We start from the raw sequence: 14,166 nt of genomic DNA on the forward strand, positions 1-14,166 counted from the left end.
GCCGGGTCAGCTGGCGGCGATCGCCGTCTCGCAGACGTTGAGCTCGGGGCGGATCCGGTCGTTGGTGAGCAGGTACGACGAGACGATGAAGCTGCGCTTCACGCCGCCGACGGTGAAGAAGAGCCGCAGCATGCCGTTGCGGGGCAGGTCGATCGGCCCGACCAGCTTGGTCTCCGGGTCGTAGTCGACCGTCTCGCCGTCGACGTGGTCCTCGACCTGGCCCTCGCCCGAGATCGTCTCGACCCACACCCGCGAGCTGCGGCCTCGCACCGCCGGGGCCAGCGACAGGGTGCGCCGTCCGTCGTCGTTGCCGACGTCGGGCTCGCAGCGCAGCTGCAGGGTGCCGAGGCCGGCCACGGCGTACTGCGCGAGCTGAGTGGTCGGGGAGTCGGCGACACCGTGCCAGTTGACGCCCATCCGCTGGTTCAGCCGGGTCGTGAGGACCGCGTCGATCTTGCAGGAGCGCCACGACATCGGGTTGCGGAAGCCGGTCCACCACCAGTTGAGCTTCAGCGAGGTCACCGGGACGGGAGCGGTGCCGGTGACCGGCCGGTTGCGGCCCGGTCGCTGGCTGATGATGCCGTCGAGGTAGCCGCTGGAGTAGTTCTCGATCTGGGAGCGCTGGTTGAGGCCCTCGGTCGTGGACTTCCCGGTGCCGCCGGTGCCGTCGTCGAGGGCGTGCGCGTAGCGGTAGACCCGGGCGGTCTTGGTGGCCACGACCGCGCGGTTGTTCTTGGTCTCGTACTTCGCCATCCACATCTGGGTCTCGGCGGAGCGGTCGGAGACGGTGAGCCGGACGTAGGTGGCGTTGGGGCGACAGGTCAGGGTGAGCCGGCCGATGCCAGGGACCACGGCCGACTTGCTGTAGACCCGCTTGCGCTTGGTGCCCTTCCAGGAGACGGTCACCTTGCGGACGACCCGGGTGGTGTCCTTCTTGCGCGCGACCCGCATCGTCGCGGGCGCGCTCGTGCTGGTGCCGACGCGCGCGGAGTCGAGCGTGACGACCCGTGCGCCGTCGGCGGCGCCCGCCGCGGACAGGGGGACGACGCCCCCGCCGACCGCGAGCGCCAGGAGCAGGGGAGTGACGAGCCAGCGGCCCCGAGAACCCGCGTGCATCACTGGGCCGGCTCGTCGACCGGCTCGGCGTCCTTCGTGGACTCGACCGCGGCCTTGTCCTCCTCGGGCACGACCAGCGTCGGCGCCTGCTCGCCGCGGACCACCGCGAGCTGCTGGTTCACCTGGGCGTCCGGGAGCGGGACCAGACGGGCGTCCTCGGCCTCCTGGACCGCGTGGGAGAGCGTGAACTCCAGCAGGCCCGAGACGTCGTCGCGGTCGAGCGAGCGGGTGGTCGTGGTGAGCAGCAGCTGCTGCGAGAGCGGGTACTGCCCCGAGACGATGGTCCGCTGGCTCGGGAACACGCAGTTGCGCTGGCCGTCGGGCAGGGTGATCTCGAACGGCCGGAGCTGCTCCTCGAAGAGCTCGTAGTAGCTGAACCGGAAGTACGACAGGTGACCGCGGGTGGCCTCGTAGCGCTTCAGCGCCGCGGCGGAGCCGTCGGCGGCCCGCTTGGCCCGGGTCCAGCTCGCCTTCAGGGTGACCAGCTTGGTCCGAGCCGCCTGGTAGGCGGCGTTCGCCTTGTCGAGGCGCTGCTGGTCGCGGGCCTGGTCGGCGGCCGGCCGCTGGTCGCGGACGCCCTTGGTGACCTCGGCGGTGGCGGCCTCGACCTCGTCGCGGGCGTCGTCGACGACCTGGCGCTGCGCGGCGACCTCGCTGCGCAGCTGCTCGCGGACCCGCTGGCGGTCGGCGTTGGTGCCGGCGATCCGCTCGTCGCGGGCGCTGCCGACGACGAAAGTCCGCGAGCCGCGGTCGCTGTCGAGGGCGCGGTAGTCGGAGCGGAGGTTGACCAGCGAGGGCTGCTGCGCGTCGAGGACGGTACGGCCGAAGAAGTCGAACGCCTTGTTCTGGGTGTCGGGCCCGGCGACGCTGAGCGGCACCTCGTCCAGGCCGACCTGGGCCCAGTTGGTGACGGGCGAGCCGGCCCGGTAGATGTCCTGGACCTGCTGGGTGGTCAGGCAGTCGCCGCCCACGTCGGACTCGGACTTGATGGCGACCACGACCGCGTCGGCCGCGACCTGGAACTGCACGACGTCGAGGCCGACGGCGCGGCAGGCCTCCCACTCCGAGCGGCTGATCGCGCGGCTCGAGTCGACCAGGTCGATCTCGCCGGCGCAGAGCCGCTGGAAGGCCTCGTCCTCGCCGCTGTGGCCGACGTCGACGGTGGTGACCGTGCCGTCGGCGACGTACGCCGAGGTGAGGTCGCGGGTCAGCGAGCTGTCGGTGTTGCCGTCGATGACGACGGTGCCGGCGGGCCGGGTCGGCAGGTTGGCCGCGCGGCGCTCGATCTCCTGCTGCTGGGCCAGCTCGGTGCGGTACTGCACCTCCTGGGCCTGGGCCACCAGGTCGGTGCCGTCACCCTCGTCGGAGCTGCACGAGGTGAGCAGGCCGGCGGCGAGCAGGAGGCCCGCACCGATGGCCAGTCCGCGGCGGGCGGCGCTCGGGGTGGGCATCAGGAGGCTCCCTGGGTCGGGGTGGCGGTGGCGGACGGGTCCGAGGACGGCGTGGAGGCGTCGCCCGCGTCCACCTCGTCCGGCGGGTACTCGTAGCGCTTGCCGAGCTTGACGACCTCGAAGTCCTCGAGGTGCAGGCCCTGCAGCTCGTTGCCGCGGAGCATGTCGCCGGTGACGTCGCGCTGGGCGTAGAGCGTAGGGACCGCGGCGCGGTCGACGACGATCGCGCCGTAGGTGCGCAGCGCGAGGGTGATCGCGTCGGCGTACCGGCGCTGCTGGGCGGTCATCGGGATCGGCTTGCCGGTGACCGGGTCCACCGGCTCGGACAGGGTGACGTCGGCCTTGAGGCGGATCCGCGCGCCCTCGGGGAGCGACTTCGGCTGGCCGTTGCCGTCGGTCGACGAGGCGGGCTGGACGAAGCTGCTCTGGGCGGGTCCGGGGACGCTGATCGCCAGCGCGTGGTCGATCCTGCCGGCGTTGAGCTCGCCCGGCCGGATCAGCCCGGCGAAGAGCGGGAGGCCGGAGCCGCGGGCGCCGACGACCTGGGGGGCGCTGAAGCCCGGTCCGTCGAGCTCCCAGATCCGCATGAAGTGGTAGGAGATGCTGCCGTCGTCCTCGCGGCGCGCGCGCCACAGGTCGTAGGCGATCGACTTGCTGGTGTCGAAGATGGTGTACCAGCCGTCGTAGCGCGGGTCCGGGTCGATGTCGGTCGGGACGTTGAGGACCATGCTGTCCGCGCCGTCGCCGCAGATGATCTGCCGGCACACGACCTTGGTCGGCTCACCGCCGGCGACGACGGGCGTCGTCCAGGCCTCGGTGTTGATGTAGACCGGGTCGGTGATCTGGCGGGGCTCGACCGTGATGTCGTTGCCGTCCTCGACGACGCCGACCCGCTCGCGGGCCAGCCTCATCATCGAGTTCGACGCCGGGTCGACGTCGAGGTCGTCCGCGCGGGTGTTCCACGGCGAGGAGTCGGAGAAGAAGCGGGTCTCCGCGGAGTCGAGGGTGTCGGCGGCGTCGGCGCCGGACGCGGCGATCTGCAGGTCCGGGTCGGCCTTCGCCTCGTCGTCCCCACCCCCGCAGCCGGCAAGGACGAGGACGGTGGCGGTGGCCAGGGCGACGAGGCCGTGGCGGCGGCGGGCGATCACGGCCGGTACCGGTGGTCGGGGGCCGAGGACGACTCGATGCTGGACTCCAGGGACTCGGCGAAGCGGGAGAACGACCCGCCGACGTCGGCGAGCCGGCGCTCGGCGCGGGTGGCGCCACCGGCGGAGCCGGTGCGGGTGCGGGCGGCGGTGATGATGGCGTGCGCCTCGCGGCGCGCGTGCAGGCGGATCAGCTCGGCGTCGAGCTCGGCCTGGGCCGTGAGCAGCTCCAGGCGCCGGGCGGCCTCGTTCTCGATGGCCTCCAGGTGGCGCAGGTGCGCGACCTCGGCGGCCCGCATCCGGGCGCGGGCCGAGTCGGCGACCTCCTCGACCGACAGGCCGAGGTAGGCGACGTCGTCCTGGGGCACCGCCGACGGCGCCGTCATGCTCGGCAGCTCGCGGGGCGCGCTGACGCGGCCGGCGTACGGGTCGGCGAACGAGGTGGCGTAGGGGTCGACGTAGGAGTGCCCGAACGGCGGCTCGTCGGGCTCCTCGTCGAGGAACGACTGCGGCGCGACGGTGGGCTCGTCGTCGAGCTCCATCTCGATCTCGACCTCGTCAGGCTCCTCCTCCACGACCGGGGCGAGCACCGGCGCCTCGGCGACCGGCTCCTCGGTGACCCTCTTCAGGGCCGGGCGCAGGGTGGCCCGGGCGCTGCCGCGGGGCTTGGCCTTCGACTTCGGGGTACGGCCGGGCTTCGCGGTCGGCTCAGCCTCTGCCTCGGCCTCGGGGGCGGGCGTCTCGGCGGGCTTCGGGGCCTCGGGGGCCTTCGGGGCCGGCTTGGGGGCGGGCTTCGCGGCGACCTGGGGCGTGCGGGTCCGGGTGGCCGTGGCGGTGCCACCGGTGCCATCGGTGCTGTCGGCCGCGTCGTCGCGGGCCTCGGGGACCAGGCGGGAGCCGAAGTCGACGCGACCGATCAGGTCCTCACCACCCGACAGGATGTCGGCGAGCGACGGCGGCGGGGCGATGCTGTCGTGGTCGATCACTGGACCGAACCTCCAGAGGTGGTGTCGTCGAGGGCCGGGGTCGGGGCGGCGGGGCTGCTGGAGTCGGGCCGCTGGTAGTCCGGCGTGACCCCGACGAGCGTGTAGCGCGGCGTGGAGAAGACCTCGGGCAGGAGCGTGTCGGTCCCGTCGACCGCGTCGCTGTAGAGCTGGCTGAGCAGGTCCTCGCTGGTGTCGGTCGACAACAGCAGGTAGCGGACGTCGTACCCGGCCGGGTCCTTCGCGGCCTCCTGCCACGGCCCGTCCGAGCGGTCGACCCGGTCGAAGAACAGCGCCGGGTCGCCGGTCAGCAGCATCACGGCGTAGGTCTGGGCGTTGTCGGTGAGGATCGTGCTCTTGCCGGAGATGTTGGCGCGGATGAAGTCGGCCATCGCCTGCTCCGACGCCGTGCCGACGGTGCCGCCGGTGGGCGTGCGCGCCCCCTCCTGGCTCTCCCGCGTGCTGATCGCGGCGGCGAAGGAGGACTCCAGGTTCTGGTAGCGGTAGGTCTTCATCGCGTGGAACGTCCACGGGATGCTGCCGATGAGCAGGGCGACCAGGATCGCGCTCACCACGGCGTTCTGGGTGCCGGAGGAGCGGGCGACCCAGATCGCGCCGATCACGGCGAAGAGCAGGATCAGCAGGGCGTTGCGCATCAGCATCGGCGCGTCGGTCAGGCCGAGCGCCACCGACGCGGCCGGGGCCAGGATCGACGCGGCCAGCATCACCGCGAGCCACAGCGCGAAGCCGTTGCTGCGGAAGCCGGTGAAGATCAGGGCGGGCAGCACGACGATCGCCAGCGGCGCGCCGTACAGGACCAGCTGGCCGGTGTACTGGGCGAGCTCGAGGAACGTGAAGTGCTCCACGCCGATCGAGGAGGCCGCGTCGCTGCTGTCGGTGATCCAGGCGAACGGGTTCGAGAGCAGGATCAGGTTGAACGCCGTCCACAGGGCGATGACGTACGCCGTGGGCGCGGCGAAGCCGACGGTGGTGCCCTCGATCTCCTCGCCGCGGGCGCCGAGGCGGCTGAGCACCGAGCCGATCATCAGCGCGCCGATGGCGAACCAGATCAGGCTGGAGTAGCCGGCGAGCGTCGCGACCGAGAAGGCCAGGCCGGAGATCATGATGAAGCGGATGTCGGCGGTGACGTACCAGGCGAAGAGCGCGCCCACGGCCACCATGACCAGCGAGATCCAGATGAACTGGCGCGAGCCGCCGGCGCCGTACAGGAGCACGAGCGGGTTGGCGCCGACCGCGAGCAGCACGGCGTAGCGCAGGGCCGTGAGGACCTGGGCCCGGCGCAGCATGCTGTTGAGGATCACCATCGTCCCTGCGGCGAACAGCGCCGAGGCGACCGGCACGATGGCCAGGGAGCGGGCCAGCGCGGGCACCAGGGTCAGCGGCGAGATCAGCAGCGTGGTCAGCGGCGGGTAGTCGAAGCCGATGGCCGAGAGCTTGGCGGGGTCGTTGTGCCAGACCATGAGCGACCGGTTCAGCCGGTCGAGGGTCTCGAAGCTCACGACGTGCATCTCGACGACGAGCCAGTAGCCGAACCAGATGTAGGCGACGGCGAAGAACGCGAAGATCGCGAGGCTCTCCCACCGACGGCGCGGGATGTCGTGCGGCCGGTGGCCGACTGCCTGGACGGTCCCGGCCAGGCGCTCCCGGGTGCGCTTGATGACCGGCTCGGAGGGAGCCGGGGTCGGCTCGATGACAGGGGCGCTCATCAGTGCTCCTCGTCCAGGCCGTGCTCGGTCTTCTCCCAGTAGAACGGGTTGGTGAAGAGCTGGATGAAGCCCTTCCAGGCCGCCAGGCTCATCAGGCCCCAGTAGAGCGGGGAGAGCAGGGCGGTGCCGGTGATCCCGAACTCGCCGCGTTGCAGGCTGCCCGCGACGTTGAGGTAGATGAAGATGAAGTTGCCGACGAACAGCATCGCGCTGGCGACGTAGAAGACGATGCCCGGGAAGAGCTGCTCGATGAAGCCGGCCTGGGTGAAGACGTAGAGCGTGGTGAGGGCCCAGAAGATCGGGTTGAGCAGCAGCACGAAGGCGCTGCCCATGGTCAGGTTGAAGCTCAGGAAGCCCTTCAGGCCGACCTGCGAGAGCAGCTGGAACGGGTTGCGCATGTGCACGAGCCAGGTCTGGTAGTAGCCCTTGTTCCAACGGCTGCGCTGCCGGATCCAGTTCGGGACGACCGAGTTGGCCTCCTCCAGCGTGGTGGAGTCGATCATCGCGGTGCGGTAGCCCTCGCGGTGCAGGCGGATGCCGAGGTCGGCGTCCTCCGTGACGTTGAACGGGTCCCAGGCGCCGAGCTCGCGCAGCGTCGAGGTGACGAAGTGGTTCGAGGTGCCGCCGAGCGGGATCGGGGACTCCGAGGCGCCCATGGCGGGCAGGATCAGCTCGAAGTGCATGGAGTACTCGTTGGCGAACCAGGCCGTCAGCATGTTCTGGTCCTGGTTGAAGTGGTTCAGCTTGGCCTGGACGCAGGCGACGTTGCGGTCGACGCGGGTGAAGGTGACGAACGCCTTCTTCAGCTGGTCCGGGTCCGGGCGGTCCTCGGCGTCGAAGATGACGCAGTACTTGCCCTTGGACAGCTGCAGGCCGTAGTTGCAGGCCTTCGGCTTGGTCTTCGGCAGGCTGTCCGGCACGACCACGAGGTGGAAGTGCGGGGGCAGGTTCATCGACTGGATCTTGGCGATCGTCTCGACGTCGTCCTCCTCGCAGAGGAGCTTCACGTCGAGGCGGGTCTTCGGGTAGTCCAGCGCGTTCATGTCGCGGACCAGCCGCGGGACGATGCCGGCCTCCTTGTAGAGCGGGACCAGGATCGTGTAGATCGGCAGGATCCGCTCGTCGAGGTCGGCGAGCTCCTCGTCGGTGACGTCGTACTCGAGGTGGGTGCCGAGGGCCCGCAGGGTCAGCCGGAACTTGTAGATCGAGACCGACAGGTACGCCAGGCTGCACAGCGCGACCAGGCCGATCATGGTCTTGGTCGGCCAGACCACGCCGACCAGCACGGTGACGATGAGGGCGCAGACGAAGAAGGCCTTCTGGGTCGGCGAGACGACCACGTGGGCCGACTCCTCCGGACGGGTCTCCATGACCAGGCGGGTGGCGATCTCGGCGTAGTGGTGCGCGTGCACGCGCTGGACCAGCTGGTCGAGGTCGGTGCGGTTCGCGAGCAGCTGGCGCACCGGCTTGCCGAGGGCCGACTCGACCCGGGCGAGGTCCTCGCGGCCCAGCGGACGGGCGACGGCCAGGAGGAACTCCGTGCCGGTGCGGGCGACCGGGACGACCTGCAGCTCCTGGGCGAGTGCCTCGGGCAGCGCCCGGGCGACGTCGGTGTCGGGCTCGAAGTCGGTCAGGCCGACCCGCTGCAGCTGGTGCAGCTCGGAGAGGGCCGCGACCAGCACGTCCTCGGAGATGGCGCCGTGGGAGACCAGGATGTCGCCCAGCGGGTCGCCGGTGCGGGAGTACTCCAGGGTGGCGGTCCGCAGCTGGTCCTCGGTGACCAGGCCGCTGCGGGTCAGCATCTGGGCCATCTGGGTCCGGGCCCGACGGGCCTCGGGCGACTCCAGGTTCTCCTCGAGCGGCGGGTAGACCGCGTCGATGGCGCCGTTGATCTCGTTGACGGTGTGCCGGACGAGCACGAACGGCCGGGTGATCAACTCGTCGACAACCCGCTCCACGATCGGGTCGGCGACGTCGGCGGCGGCGACGAGCAGCTGCCCGTCGACCTCGGCGTACGGCATCACCCGGAAGGTCCGGCAGAAGCCCTCCGGCAGGAGCAGGCCGAGCTCGGGGTCGATGCCGTCGGTGAGCCGGGTCGCGGACGCGACGATCGTGGCGGTCACCGGGCGCCCGAGCCGAAGCCGAAGGCGGGACCCTCGGTGGTCGAGCCGGCCGCGGGGCGGCTGGCCTCGCCGCGACCGCGCATCACCGTGTAGACCAGGAACGCGACGGCGAGGGCGAGGAGCGGCGCCACCAGGAAGGTGACGACGACGACCACGAACACACCGAGCTGCAGCAAGGCACCGAGGCCCGCGGCACCCGAGGTCTTCCCGACCGGGCGCGACGCAGCTGCTTGGACCGTCATGACTCATCCCCCCACTGATGACCCCCGGCCCGTCTCAGGACCCCAGGGATAACAGGGTCAATCCTGTCGGGCGGGCTCCCACTGAACTTCCTCAGGCCAGTAACAGCTTGTAAAAATTCGGGGTCGTCGCCTGTGGTCGCCGTCACGCGGGCACACCCGCGCTCATCCGGAGGGCGTCTCCGGGGTGATCTCGGGGGTGATTCCGGCCGTGGCCCCGACCGCCGGGACCGGCGCGCCCGAGAGCCAGGCCCGGGTGCGGACGCCGTACTCGGTGGGCGTTCCGCCCTGCTCGACCAGAAGGGACATCGGGTCGCTGGCGTGCGCGGCCCAGACCCAGAAGACGGCTCCGATCCCGCGGTCGTCGGCCCACTCGAGGTAGCGGTCGACGTACCCGTCGAGGGGGTCCTCGGCACCGAGCTCGGAGGTCAGGACCGGCACGCTGTCGGCCAGCGGGCCGAGGACGGAGTCCCAGCACGCGAGGGTCGAGCAGGCCTTGAAGTCGTAGCTGTGGAAGGCCGCGACCAGCTGGTCGTCGTCGGGGGCGAACTCGAGCCACCGGCTGAGGTCGTTGGCGTAGTCGAGGCCACCCAGGAGGATCGGCTGCTCGGCCCCGCTGTCCCGGATCTCGCCGACGACCGCCGCCATCCCCTGGACGGGGTAGGTGCGGGTCCCGTCGGTGGCCGTCTGGTCGTCCTCGGCCGGGGCCTCGCAGCCGCCGTCGCGCCAGCACGCCCAGGTCAGGTCGAAGACCAGCTCGTCGGTGGCGTCGTAGCGGGAGTAGGGCTCGTTGAAGGCGTCGAACATCACCGAGGGGCGGTGCCGGTACGCCGTCGCCACGCTGCGCCAGAAGACCAGCGACTCGGCGTCCGGCATGGCCAGGTTGCCGAACTCGGGCGCCTCGGCGCGCTTGCGACTGTGCAGGTCGAGGATGACGACCAGGCCGTGCCGGTTCAGGGCGGTGACGAAGCGCGCGACCTCGTCCCGGTAGGCCTCGTAGGTGCGCTCCTCGTACTGATCGCTCACCGGCGCACCGCGGCTCCCGAGCCAGCAGTCCTGGTTGAGCGGGAGCCGGACGGTGTTCGCGCCCCACGAGGCGATCGCGGCCGCCTGGGCGTCGTGCGGGTCGGCCGCGCCGGCCGTGGTGTCGAGGGCGCTGAGGCCCCAGCCCTGGGCGCAGGCGTACTCGAAGCTCGACCAGTTCACGCCTCGGGGGACGAAGTCGCGGCCGGTGCGGGCGTCGACCAGGCGGTTCTCCTCGACCCGGGGCTGCGCGGCGCCGGTCGTCTCGGCCGCCGGGCCCGTCCCGTCGTCGAGGACGCCGGACTGCCGGACGGCGAGGACGCCGGCCGTCGTCAGCAGCAGGGCGATCGCCACGATCAGCAGGACACGCACGCGTCGGTGCACGAAGGCCCCCTCTCCGTCGGGCACGAATCGTACGGGGGCGCGCGCCCGTCCGTGGTGCCCGCTCCTAGACTCGTCAGGTGAACCCTCGCTATCGCCGCCTGATCATCCCGGCCGCCCTGGTGGCGCTGCTGGTGATCGTGGTGATCGCCGCGGTGGTGAGCTGAGATGGCCGAGCCGCTGTCGCAGGTGCTGGCCCAGGTGCGCGGGCACCTGCTCGACCCGGACGCGCTGGTCCGGGCGGTGGCCAGCGGCCGTCAGCGCGGCAACCAGCCGCCGTGGCGACGGGTCGAGCTGCGCTACGTCGACCTGAAGGCCGGTCGGCACCTCCAGGTGACGTCGTACGACGAGACCCAGGCGCACACCGCCAACCACGCCGTCGGCGACGGCGCCCGCGCCGCCGTCGACGACCTGCTCGGCCTGCCCTTCGGCAACTGGCACGTGGACACCACGACCCAGAGCCACCAGGTCCGGGTGACCAAGAAGCTCGAGGCGGTCCGGCACACGACCGACCGCACGGCACCGCTGGCCGCCGAGCGCGGTCACGACCGGGCCAAGGACCGGCTGCTGTCGGAGGACGACCCGGTGTTCCGGGCGCTCGGGCTGAGCGACGCCCAGGGGCGGCTCAAGCCGAGCCGGCAGGCGAAGTACCGGCAGGTGGAGGAGTTCCTCCGGCTGCTCGACGGGACCCTCACCGAGGCGCTGGAGAAGGGCCACCTGCGGCGGCCGACCGCCGAGGAGCCGCTGCGGATCGTCGACCTGGGCTGCGGGAACGCCTACCTGACCTTCGCTGCGCAGCGCTACCTGACCGCGGTGCGCGGCCTGCCGGTCGTGGTCACCGGCGTCGACGTCAAGGAGCAGTCGCGCGAGCACAACAGCGCGGTCGCCGCCTCGTTGGGCGTCGACGCCGAGTTCGTCGTCGGCACCATCGGCGGGGTCTCGCTCGACCCGGCCCCGGAGGTGGTGCTGGCGCTGCACGCCTGTGACACCGCCACCGACGAGGCGCTGGCCCAGGCGGTCGGCTGGGGCGCGCAGGTGGTGCTGGCCGCGCCCTGCTGCCACCACGACGTCGCCGCGCAGCTGCGGAAGGCGCCCACCCCGGCGCCGTACGCGCTGCTGACCCGGCACGGCATCCTCCGCGAGCGGCTCGCCGACACCCTCACCGACGGCCTGCGCGCCGGGCTGCTGCGCATCGAGGGCTACCGCGTCGACGTCGTGCAGTTCGTCGAGAGCCAGCACACGCCGCGCAACACGATGCTCCGCGCGATCCGCACCGGAGGTCCGGTCGCCGGCGACGTCCGCGCGGAGTACGACGACCTGGTGGCCGCCTGGGCGGTCCGCCCCCGGCTGGCCGAGCTGCTGGATGCCACGCGTGCCTGACCGGGCGCTGGCCGTCCTGGTCGCCGTCCCGTTCCTGCTCGGCGCCGCCGCCGCGCCGGCAACGCTCGACGGGCAGGTGGCCTTCACCTTCCGCGACCCCGAGATCGTCGAGTCCAGCGGGCTGGTCGCCCGGGGCGGGCTGGTCGTGACCGTGAACGACTCGGGCGACTCCGGCCGGGTCCTCGTCGTGGACCCGGCCAGCGGCGAGACCGTCGGCGTGACCCGCTGGGACGACGACCCGCGCGACGTCGAGGCGCTCGCGCCGGCCGGGCCGGGCGAGGTGTGGGTCGGCGACATCGGCGACAACCGGGCCGTGCGCGACTCGGTCGAGGTGCTGCGGGTGCCGGTGGGCCGCGAGGACCGGACCGTGGCGCCGGAGCGGTTCGAGCTCGTCTACCCCGACGGCGCCACCGACGCCGAGACCCTGATGACCGAGCCCGGCTCCGGTCGCCTGGTCGTCGTCAGCAAGGGGATCCTCGGCGGCGTCGTCTACCGGGCCCCGGCCCGGCTCCACGCCGATCGTCCCAACCGGCTGGAGGCCGTGGGCACCGCGCTCCCGATCGCCACCGACGGCTCGTTCCTGCCCGACGGCCGGCACGTCCTGCTCCGCAACTACGGCGCCGCCGAGGTGCTGACCTGGCCCGGGCTGGAGGAGGTCGGCTCGTTCGAGCTCCCCGACCAGGACCAGGGTGAGGGGCTCGCGGTCGACGAGGAGGGGCGGATCCTGATCAGCACCGAGGGCGCCTCCTCGGACGTGCTGCGGGTGCGCCTGCCGCGGGAGGTCCGGGCGGCCCTGGCGCCCCCGACGCCCACGCCGACCCCCGCCGCACCGTCGGGCTCTGGCTCGGCCTCGCCCGACCCGGAGGGCGACCCCGCGCCCGCCGAGGAGGTCGTCGTCGACCGATCGGTCTGGCCGTGGCTGCTGGGCACCGGTGCCGGTCTGGGCCTGCTGGTGCTCCTGCTGCGCTGGACCTGGCGCCGCCCGGGCGGGTGAGTTTGCCTGCCCCGGCTCGCGGCAACTGAGCACTCATGCCGCGGCTGCGTCGTACCTCTCCGGACCAACCGGGCTGGACCCGGCGGCGCGCCGGGAAGGGCTTCGTCTACCTCGACGAGACCGGTGCTCGGCTGCCCGACGCGGACGCCCAGCGGGTGCGCGAGCTGGTGATCCCGCCGGCCTGGCAGGACGTGTGGGTGACGCCGTACGAGAACGGTCACCTGCAGGCGGTCGGGACCGACGACGCGGGACGGCGGCAGTACCTCTACCACCCCGACTGGCGGGTCCGGCGCGACGCCGAGAAGTTCGACCGGATGCTGGAGTTCGGCAAGGCGCTCACCCGGGCCCGCGAGCTGGTGCTGACCGACCTCGGGCGCGAGGGGATGCCGCTGGAGCGGGCCTGCGCGGCCGCCGTACGGCTGCTGGACCTGGGGTACTTCCGGATCGGCAACGACATCTACGCCGACACCAACGGCAGCTTCGGGCTGACGACCCTGGAGCGTCGACACGTACGACGGCGCCAGGACCGGCTGGTCTTCGCCTTCGTCGGCAAGTCCGGCGTGGAGCACGAGATCGAGATCGACGACGTGGTCGTGATCGAGGCGATCGAGGTGATGCGTCGACGCCGCGGGGGCGACCTGCGGCTGCTGTCCTACAAGGACGGCCGGTCGTGGCGCTCGATGCTGCCCGACCTGGTCAACGCCTACGTGCGCGAGTCGACTGGGATCGAGGCCACGGCCAAGGACTTCCGGACCTGGCACGCGACCGTGCTCGCGGCCGCCGCGCTCGCGGAGTCACCCGAGCCGGGGGAGTCGCAGGCCTCGCAGAAGCGCGCGGTGGCCCGCGCGATGAAGGAGGTCTCGTCGTTCCTGGGGAACACGCCGACGCTCGCGCGGTCGTCGTACGTCGACCCGCGGGTGGTCGAGGCCTACGAGGACGGCCGGACGATCCGCGGCACCACCCGGCGCACCTACGACACCCCGGACCTGCGGCAGGCGGCGCTGGAGCGTGCGACGCTGAGGTTGATCAAGGAGGCCTGATGGAGATCACCGCGGTGCAGGGTGACATCACCGCCCAGGAGGTCGACGCGGTCGTGAACGCCGCCAACCGGGCGATGCGGGGCGGCGCGGGCGTGGACGGCGCGATCCACCGTGCGGGCGGTCCGGCGGTGCTGGAGGACTGCCGGCGGCGCTTCCCCCGCGGCCTGGCCACCGGCGACGCCGGATGGACGACGGCAGGCCTGCTCCCGGCGCGGTGGGTGGTCCACGTGGTCGGGCCCAACCGCACCCGGGGCGAGACCGACCGCGCGCTTCTCACGTCCTGCTACGCCCGGGCGCTGGAGGTGGCCGACGAGCTGGGCGCCCGGTCGATCGCGTTCCCGCTGATCAGCGCCGGCGCCTACGGCTGGCCCAAGGACGACGCGATCGCCTGCGCGTTGGAGGTCCTCCGCTCGGCCTCGACGTCGGTCGCCGAGGCGCGGATCGTCGCGTTCGACCGGGCGTCGTACGACCTGGTGCGTCGGTCGCTCGTCGAGTAGCGAGCGTATCGAGACTCCCCGCAGGTGGTCTCGATACGCCCACTCGTTCCTCGTGGGCTACTCGACC

The 14,166-nt window shown here is 72.2% G+C and carries 12 protein-coding genes; 4 read left to right on the forward strand and 8 right to left on the reverse strand.

The window, feature by feature from the left end:
* Positions 1 to 6: 6 nt before the first annotated feature.
* The 8 genes from BLT76_RS14480 to BLT76_RS14510 all read right to left on the reverse strand — a co-directional run bounded on the left by BLT76_RS14480 (position 7) and on the right by BLT76_RS14510 (position 10,191).
* On the reverse strand, positions 7 to 1,116 hold the full coding sequence (locus tag BLT76_RS14480) for a hypothetical protein (RefSeq protein ID WP_090857284.1): 1,110 nt from the start codon (positions 1,114 to 1,116) through the stop codon (positions 7 to 9).
* The gene (locus tag BLT76_RS14485) at positions 1,116 to 2,567 is read right to left on the reverse strand and encodes a substrate-binding domain-containing protein (protein WP_090857287.1); all 1,452 of its coding nucleotides are present in this window, start codon (positions 2,565 to 2,567) and stop codon (positions 1,116 to 1,118) included. The genes BLT76_RS14480 and BLT76_RS14485 overlap by 1 nt, the downstream gene beginning before the upstream one ends.
* Positions 2,567 to 3,715, reverse strand: a complete 1,149-nt coding sequence (locus tag BLT76_RS14490; protein ID WP_090857290.1) for a hypothetical protein — start codon at positions 3,713 to 3,715, stop codon at positions 2,567 to 2,569. The genes BLT76_RS14485 and BLT76_RS14490 overlap by 1 nt, the downstream gene beginning before the upstream one ends.
* Positions 3,712 to 4,698, reverse strand: coding sequence for a hypothetical protein (locus tag BLT76_RS14495; RefSeq protein ID WP_090857293.1), 987 nt, complete (start codon positions 4,696 to 4,698; stop codon positions 3,712 to 3,714). The genes BLT76_RS14490 and BLT76_RS14495 overlap by 4 nt, the downstream gene beginning before the upstream one ends.
* Entirely contained in the window at positions 4,695 to 6,422 is a 1,728-nt protein-coding gene (locus BLT76_RS14500) for a hypothetical protein (protein WP_090857297.1), read from the reverse strand. Before BLT76_RS14500 ends, BLT76_RS14495 begins: the two co-directional genes overlap by 4 nt.
* The gene (locus BLT76_RS14505) at positions 6,422 to 8,545 is read right to left on the reverse strand and encodes a glycosyltransferase (protein WP_170867069.1); all 2,124 of its coding nucleotides are present in this window, start codon (positions 8,543 to 8,545) and stop codon (positions 6,422 to 6,424) included. Before BLT76_RS14505 ends, BLT76_RS14500 begins: the two co-directional genes overlap by 1 nt.
* Positions 8,542 to 8,787, reverse strand: coding sequence for a hypothetical protein (locus BLT76_RS25740; RefSeq protein WP_170867070.1), 246 nt, complete (start codon positions 8,785 to 8,787; stop codon positions 8,542 to 8,544). Before BLT76_RS25740 ends, BLT76_RS14505 begins: the two co-directional genes overlap by 4 nt.
* 162 nt (positions 8,788 to 8,949) lie before the next feature.
* The gene (locus BLT76_RS14510) at positions 8,950 to 10,191 is read right to left on the reverse strand and encodes a glycoside hydrolase family 5 protein (RefSeq protein ID WP_170867071.1); all 1,242 of its coding nucleotides are present in this window, start codon (positions 10,189 to 10,191) and stop codon (positions 8,950 to 8,952) included.
* Positions 10,192 to 10,356: 165 nt separating this feature from the next.
* Between BLT76_RS14510 and BLT76_RS14515 the strand changes: the two genes are divergently transcribed.
* The 4 genes from BLT76_RS14515 to BLT76_RS14530 are packed head-to-tail and all read left to right on the forward strand — an operon-like array spanning position 10,357 to position 14,099.
* Complete coding sequence (locus tag BLT76_RS14515) at positions 10,357 to 11,568, forward strand: class I SAM-dependent methyltransferase (RefSeq protein ID WP_090857307.1); 1,212 nt, start codon at positions 10,357 to 10,359, stop codon at positions 11,566 to 11,568.
* A complete protein-coding gene (locus BLT76_RS14520) occupies positions 11,561 to 12,562 on the forward strand; it encodes a YncE family protein (protein WP_090857310.1) in 1,002 nt (333 codons plus the stop codon). The genes BLT76_RS14515 and BLT76_RS14520 overlap by 8 nt, the downstream gene beginning before the upstream one ends.
* Before the next feature lie 35 nt (positions 12,563 to 12,597).
* Positions 12,598 to 13,602 (forward strand): DNA topoisomerase IB, encoded by a 1,005-nt coding sequence (locus BLT76_RS14525; protein ID WP_090857314.1) that lies wholly within the window; start codon positions 12,598 to 12,600, stop codon positions 13,600 to 13,602.
* Positions 13,602 to 14,099: an O-acetyl-ADP-ribose deacetylase gene (locus tag BLT76_RS14530; RefSeq protein WP_211752960.1), complete on the forward strand. Its 498-nt coding sequence runs from the start codon at positions 13,602 to 13,604 to the stop codon at positions 14,097 to 14,099. The genes BLT76_RS14525 and BLT76_RS14530 overlap by 1 nt, the downstream gene beginning before the upstream one ends.
* Positions 14,100 to 14,166 lie beyond the last annotated feature (67 nt).

Source organism: Nocardioides lianchengensis (genome assembly GCF_900101465.1).
Taxonomy (GTDB): Bacteria; Actinomycetota; Actinomycetes; order Propionibacteriales; family Nocardioidaceae; genus Nocardioides; species Nocardioides lianchengensis.

Bases quoted from the DNA above. Each gene is read 5' to 3' on its own strand.
- BLT76_RS14530 (WP_211752960.1), top strand. From the start codon at position 13,602: ATGGAGATCACCGCGGTGCAGGGTGACATCACCGCCCAGGAGGTCGAC.
- BLT76_RS14500 (WP_090857297.1), bottom strand. From the start codon at position 6,422: ATGAGCGCCCCTGTCATCGAGCCGACCCCGGCTCCCTCCGAGCCGGTC.
- BLT76_RS14485 (WP_090857287.1), bottom strand. From the start codon at position 2,567: ATGCCCACCCCGAGCGCCGCCCGCCGCGGACTGGCCATCGGTGCGGGC.
- BLT76_RS14480 (WP_090857284.1), bottom strand. From the start codon at position 1,116: ATGCACGCGGGTTCTCGGGGCCGCTGGCTCGTCACTCCCCTGCTCCTG.
- BLT76_RS14525 (WP_090857314.1), top strand. From the start codon at position 12,598: ATGCCGCGGCTGCGTCGTACCTCTCCGGACCAACCGGGCTGGACCCGG.
- BLT76_RS25740 (WP_170867070.1), bottom strand. From the start codon at position 8,787: ATGACGGTCCAAGCAGCTGCGTCGCGCCCGGTCGGGAAGACCTCGGGT.
- BLT76_RS14515 (WP_090857307.1), top strand. From the start codon at position 10,357: ATGGCCGAGCCGCTGTCGCAGGTGCTGGCCCAGGTGCGCGGGCACCTG.